The organism is Roseovarius sp. MMSF_3298, assembly GCF_030733705.1.
In the GTDB taxonomy this organism is placed as follows: Bacteria; Pseudomonadota; Alphaproteobacteria; order Rhodobacterales; family Rhodobacteraceae; genus Roseovarius; species Roseovarius confluentis.
On the sequence record NZ_JASHIN010000023.1, the window covers coordinates 52,839 to 64,923 of the forward strand.

Here is a 12,085-nt window from a genome sequence, read left to right on the forward strand (position 1 = left end):
ATCGGAGAGAAGGAGCTGTCATGAGCGTGGTTCCCAGTCAGACGTCCACCGCGGTGGACACTAGGCGAGACTCTTGTTCGTTTTGGACAGGCGCTTAATCAGAGAGACCGGATCAAATTGGGTTTGACGTTGGCCCAGAGTGATACTGTGAAAGTAGGCTCCAAAATCCCTGATGCGTTGTCCTAGCTGTAGCATGATGAAAATCGCGCATGATGCTTTCTGCGTTCCTACAGTCTTTTTTGCTTTCTCGAACGTTTCTGGGTGTATTCCCATCATTGGAGCAAGATTTCGAGCGTGAGCCTCGATGTCCATCCAATCTCGAAGCTTTTCTGTGGCAAATACGGTCGCCTGGTCACAGACCGAAGTTAGTAATTCTGGTTTAAGTGCTTCTTTGCCTACGTTGCTATCTAAATCTTTTTTTTCTTCGTCAGACTTAGATTGATGCCGGACAGATTGTCCGTCATTGGCGGGCAGTTGCATTGTTTCTGGTGGATCATCCGGGGTGGATAAACTCTGGCATTCTGCGTCCGTGTCGGAGAGCAGTGCGCGGTATTCGGGGAGGCTTAGCTTCCTGCGTAGAGTTTTTCGTGCGTGGTTGATGAATGTGTTGTTGGGATCATGCTCTTCCAAATGGGCGAGCTTTGTGAGGATCTGTTTGCGGACAAATATCCGATCCCGCCGGTTATTCTCCATTTCTTGCGCGATGGTGATAAGCTCGCTCGCACGTTGGAGCAGGGGTGCAAGCGACAATCCATAACTGATGCACTCCCCGCCGGATGAGCGAACGCGGTAGCGCTTTCGGTTCGAGCTGTCATTGCGCTTGATGAATCCGAGTTCGACGAAGCGGTTGATGTGCCTGCGAAGTGTCCGTTCGTCGATGCCGCCAACTCGTTGGCAGATTGAATTGTTCGACGCAAAAACCGTTTCGCCGTGGCCAGGTTTCAAAAAGCTGAGCATTGCTTGAAGGGTCTGGATGTGGCCAGGGCGAAGCCCGAACACGCTGCGCGCGTCTCTCAGGGCCCGGAAGATGGTCCAGATATCGATTTCAGATGCGGGAGTTGAGCCGCATGATGCATCTGCACCAGCAGCCTCGATTGATAGTTTTGTAAATGCCATGATTTGATCACGATGACCGTTTGGCCCACAGCTTCCCTGTCTCCTCCCAAGATTTTATCTGGGAAAAGGCAATAAAAATCGGTTCACCGAATCGGTGACTCTTGACCGGTTGGCTGGAGGTTGCTACATCATAGGTGCAAATCGAATGATGAGGGCTCTCCAGGGGAAACTTTGGGGGGCTCTTTTCTTTCTGGTCTTCGCTTTTCTCCTTTGCTCGGGTTCCTCTATGTGGCTTGGGTTAAGACCCAGACCCGCTCTCATTCCGCCAAGTATCGAAGAGTTGCAAAAGCGCGGCTTCTGCACGCTCCTCGAGCCACTGGCCGAATTCCGGGTTGTCCTTTTTGGCGATCTTGATGGCGATCGCTTTCTGATCGACTGTCAGCGTTCCGACAGTGTTGCCGCTCTCATTCTTGACGACGGACGTCACGCCGCGACTGGTCGGTTTTTTGTCTGCACGCGCCTTGTGCGAGCAAGCAGAATAGACCGCCTGAAATCTCTCGGGGCTTGGAGTGTCGTCGGGCAGGGCGGCGATCACCTCTTTGGCCGAATTCACCAAGTCTACCTTTCCCGATAGGGCCGCTAAATCACCCCACTGCCGTCTTCCGATGCCATGTGCCGGCCCGATAAGCTGAACAAGCCCATCAGGCAGTTGATCGATAACGACCCGGTGGTTGGACACGCCTTGCCGGGTTAACCCCAAAGCATCCTGAATGACGCCGGGTTTGTACCCAATTTCCTGCATCTCCCTGATAAACAAAGATTTTTCGATGAAAGACGGATCAAGTCGAAGGTTGTTCTCTTGACCCTGTGCGATAAGCGAGGCGTCGTCGTCCAATGTGCGAACGATTGCCTTAACCGTTCCTCCGATCTTGCGGATCGCTGCCAGTCTACGGCGGCCGTAGATGACGCGGTATCTGTCGGGCTGGCCCGATGGGCGAACCATGATCGGCACTTGTTGGCCATGCTTGCGAATGCTCTCGGCAAGCTCGTCTATACTCGTATCTTCCAGCACCAACCGATCGCGAAGTCCATCCATGTCAATCTGATCGGGTTCTATGTCCCGGATCGAATTGGCCGTGATTTCGCGCAAAGAGTCCCGCAATCCACCAACAGAGCCGGGCAGCTTTGTAGCTTTTTGTAGGGTAGGGGAGGGCGCCGCGCTCTCTTTTTCGCCTTTCGGAGGTTGGTTGAAAATGTTTCTGGCCATCAGCGACGCCCCCATGCCATTTGGATCGTCTGCTCCAGTTCATCGGCAACGCCGTTTACGCTGGTCAGAGCGCGATCAATCGTTTTTCTGATGAACTGGCCGGGATCAACTTCATAGACGGTTTGCTGGGTCATTCCGGCGTCAGAGATTGCGGTAGACTTTAGCATGGGCTCAGTCATGACCTGGCCGGCCAGGATTGATCTCAGGTAGCCAGCCATTTGGGTTTGCGGCCCGTCCGATGGCTCATATCTTGTGATCAGGAATTTGACGAAATCCCATGTCACACGCCGTCCGATCGCTTCTTCCACGGCTTTAACCGTTTCTGACGCAAGTTTCAGGAATTGGCTCATGGAAGCGATGTCCAGCATGCCTGGTACGACCGTCACCAGTAGCCCCGTAGAGGCTGCCAATGCCGTAAGAGTCAGAAAGCCGAGTTGTGGAGGGCAGTCGATCAGTACGATGTCGTAATCTGCCTCTACCTCCTCGAGCGCCAAGGCGAGGCGCTCCGCAAAAATGGGCTGCATCCGACGGGCGAGCGCGTTTGCTGTCTCGGTTTCGTACTCCGAGAGCATCAAGCCCGCCGGAACCATGTCGAGCTTGTGAAAGTAAGTCTTTTGGATCACGTCAGCGATCGGAACTTGATCCTCATATCTCAGAGCATCATAGATTGTTCCGCCTTCGGCGAACTCGAGTTCAGGCCGAAAGCCGAAAAATGTGGTCAGACTTGCTTGCGGATCGAGATCCAAGACCAAAACACGGTAGCCGCGCAAGGCATACCGCTGTGCAAGATGTATCGTCGCTGTTGTTTTTGAAGAACCACCTTTGAAGTTCACCACGGACAGCACCTGAAGCCGGTCGCCATCGCGTCGACCTGGCCGATAAGATTCGGCATTCTTTCCCGTGCGCTCCAAGATATTGCGCAATTCGTCCACTTCTTGGGCTGTGTAGAACCGGTGCCCGCGGTTATCAGTATGCACTTCCGGGAAGCTACCGTCCTTGTGGCGGTTGCGCAGGTTTGACGTGCTTACGCGCAGGAGACCGGCGACTTCGGTCGAGCTGAAACGCCGCAAGGCTTTACGCTCTTCGGGTTCGAAGGCGATCTTCATCTGCCGATCCAAGGACTCGGCCAGATTGTCGGCAAACGTGCCGATGTCAGAAGAGCCTATGCCTTGCGCATATCCAACGTTACGATCATCCATATCCTGCCGCCCGCTCTTGGCCTCTGTTAAGGCTCTTGATCATTTTGACGACGCACAACGTGTCTGACGCAATTTGCCGTCAGAATGGGAATGCCACGATCCAGCGAGTCCGGCAAGAAGAATCTAGATGTAGTGCAAAAGTTATCCACAGCACCAATTTCAATCAAGCTGTCGGATCTTGGTTAAGATATTGAAATTGATAATGAAAAACTCGATCTAATGGAGTGCCTCTTCGAAAAAAGGGAACGTTACCCGCCGAGAAACAGACTAGGCATTATTGGTTGATGGTACCGCTGAATCAGTGCGAACCGAATGATTCTTCAATTTTTTTGGACGACAACAGGTTCCGTTGCGATGGCGCATCGGCGCATTTCCGTCGCCGCACCTGCAGGGCGATGGCTTTGCTTGTGGAGCGAGATGGATGTACACTGAACGTTGTTTTATCCATGCCTTGAGAGGACAAGATGCAAGTCGTTAAATGGGGGAGTTATCTAGCTGTCCGTTTGCCCGCCGAACTTGTGCTTGAACTCGGCTTGAAGGAAGGTGATGAGATCGACCTCCTCAAAGACGATGGTCCTGTGCGTGTTCGGCGTAAGCCTCGCGTGGATGAAATCCTCAAAGCACTGAAGCGGTTTCGGGGCAAGCTGCCCAAGGAGACGCGTATGTGTCGCGACGCGGTGCATGAACGCTGAGTTCGCAGATGCGAATGCCGTTTTCTACCTAATTGCAGACGATCCAAAGGCGGATCGGGCCGAGGAGATACAAGGGTAGGGGTCCCGGACCAGTGTCCAGGTGCTGAACGCAGGGGCAGTTAAGTGTCGGAAGAGTGCAGGGTTCAGCCGGGAGGACACCGCATCCTTTCTTCTGGCACGTCATGACATGGCCATTTTCCGAAAGACCAAGCCACTCGACGCTCTCGAGCTGCGATCTACACTTGCCTCAAGCATCTGGTCGAAACGCTGTCAGTTGGGCAATATCCAAGAGTGGCACAAATTCGGTTGCGCTAACCGCGGTTCGTGTGCCATTGACTTATACGTCAGCGAAGCATAAATGGTAACTTAGAATGACACGATTGCAGACGGTGGTGGAACTGCCTGAATTCCAAAGGCGCGCCAAAGCAATCATGTCGGAGCAAGAGCGCGAGGCTGCAATCAACTACATTGCCGGCAATCCTGATGATGGGGTTTCTCTCGGCGGTGGGCTTCGCAAGATTCGCATCCCAAGAGTTGGGGGCGGCAAGAGCGGCGGTTTCAGGACGTTGTATGTATTTGGCGGGAACCATATGCCGATCTTTTTGATCACGGTCTTTGCCAAGAACGAAAAGGCCAACCTGTCCAAGGCTGAACAAGCCGCGGCAGTCGAAATGAGCAAAGCGCTTGTCGCAAGGTATGGAGACGCAACATGACTGCATATGAATCGGTGTCGAAAGGCCTGGAAGAGGCCTTGGCATTCGCAGATGGAAACATGACGGCCGCCAAGGTCCATGAGGTACCCGTTGTCGATGTCGATGTGGCCGAAGTTCGCCAAAAAACTGGTCTCTCACAGGCTGAATTCGCCCGAAGCATAGGAGTAGCAAAGGGCACGCTCTTGAACTGGGAACATGGGCGTCGACACCCGACGGGCCCTGCTCAAGTCCTGCTGGCCTTGATCGCAAAGAAACCATCGGTCGTGCAGGATCTGCTGCGAGGCGCTTGATCTGTGGTGCAAGGTGATATCCCTTTGACGCCCCTTTCGAAGATACGGTCAATGAAGCCTGCAGATTGCTGAGCTCGCGAACGGGGTGAGCGATATCTCATTGGCTATGGGATAACGTTGCTCTCTAAACTACTCCAACAATCCTAGCTTTTCCGCACGTTCCAGCAGCATCCTCACGGAAGAAGGCTGCCAGCTGGTCCGTCCACGAGGCGTGCGCTCACGCATGGATTCCAGCCGCTCGCAGATCGCCTGCAGCGTTATGTCAGGATCGGCACCCTTGATCGCAGCTATAATCGCCGGCACGCGGTCGTCAGTATCCCGGCGTCTGGCGCGGGCCAGCACTTCAGCGGGCAGGAACCCGTCGCGGATGTAGGCTTTCACGGCGCGGAGCAAGCGGCTTTGCGTCCAGTGCCGATCATGGGGCAGGGGGCCATTGATAATCCGCAAGACGTCTTCCCAAGCCATATCAGGGCGCAAGCGGCGCACATGGGGCACCCAATCTTGCGCGGTCTCGTTCAGGCGCTCCATGTAGCCGTCCTGTCGTGCTAGGCGCACCTTGCGTAGCGCGGCGGGGTCCTTGGCGCGAAGACCAGGGTTGCCGCCCACACGTCCTTTGGCGCGCGCAGAGGCAAGCCCAGCCTTGGTGCGTTCGCGGATCAGCGCGCGCTCGAACTCGGCCGCGGCGCCCAGAACCTGCAATGTGAATTTTCCTTGAGGGGAGGCGGTGTCGATTGGATCCTGCAGCGACCGGAAGAAAGCTCCCTTGGCCTCCAGACGCTCGATCACCTCTAGTAAGTGCGACAGAGACCGCGCAAGCCGGTCGATCCGCACGACGACAAGTGTATCGCCGCTCTGGACGCGTTCGAGCACCCGCGCGAGCACAGGACGCGCGCGATTGCCGCCCGAGGCGTGCTCTTCAAGGATCTCGGCACAGCCCGCCGATTGCAGCGCCTCGGACTGGGGCAGGGGGGTCTGATCCTCTGTGGAAACGCGGGCATAGCCTATCAGGGACATGAAAACGGGCCGTTTGCAATTCAAGGTATCGCTAGTAAACGACCCTTTGGTAACGGCGATGCAAGGCTCCCCAACATTGACCGAAACCTCATATTGGCATATGTTGCCAATAAGGAGACTTGTTCCATGGTGACACGCAACGTTGTTCTGACTGAAACCCAAGATGAGTTGGTTCAGGCGTTGGTCGCGTCGGGCCGATACCAGAATGTTAGCGAGGCCATGCGGGCGGGTTTGCGACTGCTTGAGCAGGAAGAGGCTCAGTTGGCCGACATTCGGGGCGGCCTTTTGGAAGGTCTTCAGCAGGCGGAACGCGGCGACTTGGCCGAGGGGAGTGGGGCGGATGCGGTTCGTCGGGCTTTTGCGAGGGCCCGGACAACGTCATGAGCCGATCTTTTCGGCTGACGCGTCGGGCGGAAAATAGTCTTGTTGAGATCGCCCTCTGGACCATCGAGAGATTTGGGCTCCGTCAGGCAGGCATTTACGAAGCTGAGCTTCTTGCCCGCTGCGAAGCGATCGTGAATGGGCAGGCACACAGTAGGAGTTGCTCCATCCTGGTCGATGACGTCGCAGACCTGAGATATCTAAGGGCAGGGGAGCACTTCCTTGTGTTTCTGGACCGGCCCGAGGAAGTCATCATCGTCGATATCCTGCACTCCCGGAGCGATCTGCCGCGTCATATTGCGGCGCTCTCGGCGTTGAAAGGGAAGACGGACTAACCGGGATTAGAGACCTGCGGCCTTGGTCAGGTTCACGCGGAACCGATCCCGACGGCGCTGGTAGCGGCGGGTCATCTCGGCCGAAGCGTGCCCCAGGTGCTTTTGCACGTAGCGTTCGTCGACCTCGGCCGAACTGGCGAGGCCGGCGCGCAGCGAGTGACCGGAAAACAGCGCCAGACGGTCTTTCTCCGGCAGGTCGGGGCGAAGGCCTGCAGCCAGCACGGTGCGTTTGATCAGCCGGGCGACATGGCGGTCGTTGAGCCGGGCGTCCAACGCCCGCTTGCCGTCCCGCGAAGTCCGGGTAAAGACCGGCCCGAAGTCGATTTTCGCAAAGTGCAGCCAATGTTCCAGCGCGAGCACCGGGCAGGTCTGTTCGCGTGACCCGCGGCCGATCTCGACCTCGCGCCAACCGGTCTTGGCGTTGAGGGTGAGCAGGGCGCCCTTGTCGAAGATCTCGATCCAACCACCAGAATCTGGTGTGTCGTCCTTGTGCACATCAAGACTGACAATTTCCGAGCGGCGCAGGCCTCCGGCATATCCCAGCAGCAGGATCGCGCGATCCCGCAGCCCTCGCAGGTCATAGGGCAGAGTCGCCACCATCGCGAGGATGTCCTTGGCCAGGATTGCTGCCTTCTGCACCGGTGGGCGCGCGTGCTTGCGCTTGATCCCGGCGAGCACCGTGGCGATGTGACGGTTTTTCCGGTCGAGGGTGAACCCGCGCTGTGCGTAGTTCCAGGCGAGACCCGACAGGCGCCGGTCGATGGTCGAGACGGAGAGGGCAGGGGAGGGGCCCGATCCGGTCGCCAGGTCGGCGAGATAGAGGCCAATCATCTCCGGTGACGGAGGCAGCGCCTCCGTGCCCTTCATCCGGCACCAGCGGGTAAAATGCGCCCAGTCCTTCGCATAAGCTTTCAGCGTGTTGTCCGAGGCCGCGGCGCGTGCGTAGTTGCGCGCCGTGTCGACCAGTCGATCGAGCGTCCCGGATCCGGCCACATGGGAGGGCAGGGCGATGTCATCGTTTTCCTCTTGATCTTGCTCGTCGACGCGAGCATCATTCAGTTCATCAGGGGGCGTTGATGTCGATTTCTCGGTCTCTGAGGGCATTTTCCATTGAATCTGTCGGTCTGCCGGAATTTCTGAGAATGCGTTCCATTTGTTTTCAATAGCTTGCCTGTGTCGCATTTCTGAAACCGATTCAGGGTATGTGAGACTGGACGCCGATTTGAGTCACCATTGGTGAGACTATCCGGCATCCATGCACTGAGTAAGTTATGTCCGATAATTTTCCAGCTGACAAGGATTGGGAAGAGGCCGAGCGCCGCGCGCAAGTGATCGCGGAGCTGCCGGTCCGGCTCACTCAGGGCAATGTCGACTGGGCCATGCGCCAGTTGAATGTCAGCCGATCCACGCTCTTTCGTCTGGTGAAGCAGTTCCGCGAAGACGGGCGGACCAGTGCACTGCTACGGGATACCCGGGGGCCCAAACCGGGCATGCAGCCCTTGGACCCGGCGGTGGAAGCGATCGTGTCCCACCATTTCAGGGTTTTCTATGCCACCCGCCGCAAGCCCACCAGGACGCGGTTCTGGCGGGAGATCGCTGCCGATTGTCAGGCGCAAGGGTTGGCTCCACCCTCGATCCGGCGTTTGGGCCGCTGGCTGGAGGGGCACGATCAGGCAAAGCTGATGGCCCGGCGTGAAGGCAAGGACAAGGCCGAGCGACGCCATCTGGCCACGCCGGGAGGCCTTACTGCAGACAGCCCTCTCGATATCGTCCAGATCGACCACACCAAGGCTGACGTGACAGTGGTAGATCCGGTGACGCGACGCCCGCTCGGCCGACCGACGCTAACGGTCGCGATCGACGTGAATACCCGCATGGTTCTGGGGTTTTACCTATCGCTGGAGCCGCCATCGCTACTGGCCGTCGCACTGTGTCTGACCCATGCGGTTATGGACAAGTCGCATTGGCTCACTGCACGAGGTATCAGCACGGATTGGGCTGCGCAGGGTATCCCGAACGCGATTTACGTGGACAATGGCGCGGAGTTCCACGCGCGGGCCTTCGAGCGGGCCTGTTCCGAATACCAGATCGACCTGCAGTACCGCCCGCCCGGCACGCCGCGCTATGGCGGGCATATCGAGCGGCTGATCGGCACGATGATGGGGGCGGTGCACCTGCTGCCGGGTTCGCATTTCTCGAACATTTTTGAGCGCGGCGACCTCGACGCCGAAGCCGAGGCGGTGATGACGCTCGATGAGCTGGAAACCTGGCTCGCTCTCGAGATCACTGGCTCCTACCATGCGCGGGTCCACAGCGCGCTGGAAACCACTCCTGCGGCGGCTTGGGCGGCGCGGACGAACGAGGTCCGGGTACAAATCCCGGCCGATCTCAGGCAGTTCCTGGTCGATTTCCTGCCCTCCGAGCTGCGAGTTTTGCAGCGCGACGGCCTGCATCTCTTCCACATCCGCTACTGGGCGGACGAGCTGCGCTGGCTGATGGGCCGCGAAAGCCGAAAGTTCACGCTCAAATACGACCCGCGTGATCTTTCGCGCATCTTCGTGCTGACAGAGAACGGGATCATCGAAGCCCGGCCGGCGGATCTGACACGGCCTACGGTCACGCTCTGGGAGCACCGCGCGGCGCGACGCGCTTTGCGCGAGGCCGGGCGCCGGTCGGTAGATGAGGAGCTGATTTTCAGAACGATCGAGGCGCAGCGCAACGTCGTCGACAGCGCCGAGCGACAGACCAAGGCGATACGGCGCCATCAGGCGCGGCGGGCGCATCTCGCCCCTTTGCCGATGATCGATGTGACACCGGATATCGCCGTGCGAGAAGCCCTGCCTGCGCCGGAAGGGGAGGGGAGCCCGTTCCTCAGCCATCCCGGCTTCAAGGTCGAGGAGTGGTACGAGGATGACTGAGTTCATGCATCTCTATCCGGGGGCCGGCAAGATCGCCGCGCTCAGCGCCGAGGAGCGCATTCACCGGATTCGCGCCGACCGCTGGATCTCCTACCCCAGGGCCGAGGCCGCCTTGGAGAAGCTGGAAACGCTGATGTCGTTTCCCGAGCGCGCCCGCATGCCCAACCTGCTCATTGTCGGTGACAGCGGCATGGGCAAGACGATGATCATCGAGAAGTTCACCCGCGATCACGCATCAAGCTTCGACGAGACCAGCGGACGGCTGCATATGCCGGTTGTCGCCGTGCAGATGGTGTCTGGGCCTGATGAATCGCGCTTCTACCGCCGGATCCTGGCGGCGATTGGCGCCCCGGAGCCGCCGCGGGCGACACTGTCTGTGCTGGAAAGCCTGGCCTTACGACTGCTCGCCGAATTGCGTCCGGGGATGCTGGTCATCGACGAGATTCACAGCCTGCAGGCGGGGACGATCCGCGAACAGGCACGATTCCTGAACATGCTGCGCTTTCTGGGCAACGAGCTGCGCATCCCGTTGGTCTGTGTCGGTACAGCGCAGGCTCGCAACGCGCTGCGCACCGATGATCAGCTGGTGCGCCGTTTCGAGGCCTTCGCGTTGCCGCCTTGGCGCGAGGGCGAGGATCTGAACGGGCTGATGAGCACGCTCATGCGCACGCTGCCGCTTCGGCGCCAAAGCCAGATCGACGAGAAGGCACTCACGCGGATGATCAAGGTGACGGGCGGCATCACCTCGGGCATCTTTTCGATCTTGTCGCAGCTGGCGATCGCCGCCATCGAAAGCGGCGAGGAACGCATCCTCTCGCGCGATATTCTGGGCGGCGACCGGTTGCAGGCGGTCCTGGGAGAGCCGGTGTGACGGCGCACGGGCGCCTGCCGGTTGTCTACCTCCCCGAGGCGGACGAACGGCTGTCTTCCTGGGCCGCGCGCATGGCCCCGTTCTATGCCATGACGGTTTCGGAGTTCGTCGCCGCGCTTGGCCTGAAGTGGCACGACGTGTTCGACCTGGAATGGCGTCTTTCGGAAGGGCAGGGGGCTCTGATCGCGGCTCGGACCGGCCTTTCGCCCGAAGCGGTGCAGGCCATGACTTTCCGGGAGTTGGGGTCTGCGGCGCGCTTGATGATCGCGCGGAAGAACCGGTCTCCGTGCCCGCACTGTCCCGAAGACCTGCATCGCAAAGCCGCCGCGCTGCCGTGGCGATTTCGCTGCAAGGTGCATGGTGTGGAGTTTCGGGACGCCACCGGCGAGACCCTGTCCGACCGGTTCGGTGCGGATTGCTTCAAGAAACTTGAAGGGCATGCCGAGGCCGGTGCCGCGCATCTCGATGCCTGGGCGCGCGGCGCGGGGCAGGAGACCTTGGCGGCGCCAGAGGTGCTTACGGTTCTGACCGCACGGCATCGCCGCGCCTCGCCACCGAACGTCGACGAGCAGCCACGAATGTCTCTGAAAGACCGCCGGGACTATCATGATTTTTTGACCACGCCGATCCTCCGACAGGCGCTGACGGTCGTTGTCCCCGAATACGATCAGGTGGCGCCAGTGCTTGCCAAGCCGGTGCGACCGGGTCTCCACGCCCTGGCGCAGGGCTCGCTCTTGCAGTGTTTCGCGCTGACGGTCGGCGTCGGGCGGATCATTGAGGATCCGGTCAAATGGGCGATCTCAGTCATGCTCGAGAGCGATGCGGAGGGGCATGGACGGGTCCGGCAGGCGATTAGCCCATGGCCTCTCTCGTTGAGGCGCAGCATCTCGGCCCGGTTCTGGCGCGCTGAGCGCGACGAGAGAGCACGCCAGACTGCCGAAAAAGCCGCGAGACAGCGCCAGTCTCACAAATACCGACTCATCCAGTCTCATAAATACCGGTACAGAATCTCATGAACCCCGACTCGCTTTTCAGGCAAGGGCTTGAATCTCATGAATTCCGGCTCTGCCTCAATCTGTGTGGCGGAACGGTAGCATTCTCGCCCGCAACAATTCTGGACCGGCTCGACCGTACATGGCGCGTTTGAGCGTCTTCAGGCGATTGATCTGACCTTCTGCTTGGCCGTTGCTCCATGGCATCTCGATGGCGTTTTTGACTGCATCGAAGTCCCGGTTCAATGTGCGGGCAAAGCGCACGATGGGCGCCAGATCAGTTTCGATCGCGTTGTCGATCCATGCTGGGAGCGGGTCTGCTTGGCGGCTGCGCAGGATACCGTTGAACCGCATGGC

The 12,085-nt window shown here is 58.8% G+C and carries 14 protein-coding genes; 8 read left to right on the forward strand and 6 right to left on the reverse strand.

Annotated features, from left to right (window positions below; all coding sequences use genetic code 11):
• Positions 1-60: 60 nt before the first annotated feature.
• The 3 genes from repC to repA all read right to left on the reverse strand — a co-directional run bounded on the left by repC (position 61) and on the right by repA (position 3,522).
• On the reverse strand, positions 61-1,116 hold the full coding sequence (gene repC / locus RBB18_RS17820) for a plasmid replication protein RepC (protein ID WP_306112507.1): 1,056 nt from the start codon (positions 1,114-1,116) through the stop codon (positions 61-63).
• Between the two features lie 238 nt (positions 1,117-1,354).
• Positions 1,355-2,323, reverse strand: a complete 969-nt coding sequence (gene repB / locus RBB18_RS17825; RefSeq protein WP_306112508.1) for a plasmid partitioning protein RepB — start codon at positions 2,321-2,323, stop codon at positions 1,355-1,357.
• The gene (gene repA / locus RBB18_RS17830) at positions 2,323-3,522 is read right to left on the reverse strand and encodes a plasmid partitioning protein RepA (protein ID WP_306112509.1); all 1,200 of its coding nucleotides are present in this window, start codon (positions 3,520-3,522) and stop codon (positions 2,323-2,325) included. The genes repB and repA overlap by 1 nt, the downstream gene beginning before the upstream one ends.
• Before the next feature lie 464 nt (positions 3,523-3,986).
• Here repA and RBB18_RS17835 point away from each other — a divergent pair, with 464 nt between their 5' ends.
• The 3 genes from RBB18_RS17835 (at position 3,987) to RBB18_RS17845 (ending at position 5,217) form a co-directional block, all read left to right on the forward strand.
• Positions 3,987-4,214: an AbrB/MazE/SpoVT family DNA-binding domain-containing protein gene (locus RBB18_RS17835; protein ID WP_306112510.1), complete on the forward strand. Its 228-nt coding sequence runs from the start codon at positions 3,987-3,989 to the stop codon at positions 4,212-4,214.
• A gap of 371 nt (positions 4,215-4,585) precedes the next feature.
• Positions 4,586-4,927: a type II toxin-antitoxin system RelE/ParE family toxin gene (locus RBB18_RS17840; protein WP_067623056.1), complete on the forward strand. Its 342-nt coding sequence runs from the start codon at positions 4,586-4,588 to the stop codon at positions 4,925-4,927.
• A complete protein-coding gene (locus tag RBB18_RS17845) occupies positions 4,924-5,217 on the forward strand; it encodes a DNA-binding transcriptional regulator (RefSeq protein ID WP_111368821.1) in 294 nt (97 codons plus the stop codon). Before RBB18_RS17840 ends, RBB18_RS17845 begins: the two co-directional genes overlap by 4 nt.
• 129 nt (positions 5,218-5,346) lie before the next feature.
• Here RBB18_RS17845 and RBB18_RS17850 read toward each other — a convergent pair whose 3' ends face one another.
• Positions 5,347-6,231, reverse strand: coding sequence for a recombinase family protein (locus tag RBB18_RS17850; protein ID WP_306112511.1), 885 nt, complete (start codon positions 6,229-6,231; stop codon positions 5,347-5,349).
• Positions 6,232-6,357: 126 nt separating this feature from the next.
• On the opposite strand from RBB18_RS17850, the gene RBB18_RS17855 reads away from it, so the two are divergent.
• The gene (locus RBB18_RS17855; protein ID WP_306112512.1) at positions 6,358-6,615 is read left to right on the forward strand and encodes a type II toxin-antitoxin system ParD family antitoxin; all 258 of its coding nucleotides are present in this window, start codon (positions 6,358-6,360) and stop codon (positions 6,613-6,615) included.
• Positions 6,612-6,947: a type II toxin-antitoxin system RelE/ParE family toxin gene (locus RBB18_RS17860; RefSeq protein ID WP_306112513.1), complete on the forward strand. Its 336-nt coding sequence runs from the start codon at positions 6,612-6,614 to the stop codon at positions 6,945-6,947. The genes RBB18_RS17855 and RBB18_RS17860 overlap by 4 nt, the downstream gene beginning before the upstream one ends.
• A gap of 6 nt (positions 6,948-6,953) precedes the next feature.
• Here the strand turns inward: RBB18_RS17860 and RBB18_RS17865 are convergent, their stop codons facing one another.
• The gene (locus RBB18_RS17865) at positions 6,954-8,051 is read right to left on the reverse strand and encodes a tyrosine-type recombinase/integrase (RefSeq protein WP_306112514.1); all 1,098 of its coding nucleotides are present in this window, start codon (positions 8,049-8,051) and stop codon (positions 6,954-6,956) included.
• A 167-nt stretch (positions 8,052-8,218) separates the two neighbouring features.
• On the opposite strand from RBB18_RS17865, the gene RBB18_RS17870 reads away from it, so the two are divergent.
• Genes RBB18_RS17870 through RBB18_RS17880 form a run of 3 tightly spaced genes read left to right on the forward strand, consistent with a single transcriptional unit; the run spans position 8,219 to position 11,752 of the window.
• Positions 8,219-9,865 (forward strand): Mu transposase C-terminal domain-containing protein, encoded by a 1,647-nt coding sequence (locus tag RBB18_RS17870; RefSeq protein ID WP_306112515.1) that lies wholly within the window; start codon positions 8,219-8,221, stop codon positions 9,863-9,865.
• Complete coding sequence (locus RBB18_RS17875; RefSeq protein WP_306112516.1) at positions 9,858-10,736, forward strand: TniB family NTP-binding protein; 879 nt, start codon at positions 9,858-9,860, stop codon at positions 10,734-10,736. Before RBB18_RS17870 ends, RBB18_RS17875 begins: the two co-directional genes overlap by 8 nt.
• Positions 10,733-11,752, forward strand: coding sequence for a TniQ family protein (locus RBB18_RS17880; RefSeq protein WP_306121262.1), 1,020 nt, complete (start codon positions 10,733-10,735; stop codon positions 11,750-11,752). Before RBB18_RS17875 ends, RBB18_RS17880 begins: the two co-directional genes overlap by 4 nt.
• A 54-nt stretch (positions 11,753-11,806) precedes the next feature.
• Here the strand turns inward: RBB18_RS17880 and RBB18_RS17885 are convergent.
• Positions 11,807-12,085: transposase (locus RBB18_RS17885; protein WP_306112518.1), on the reverse strand; the 279-nt coding region annotated here is incomplete at its 5' end.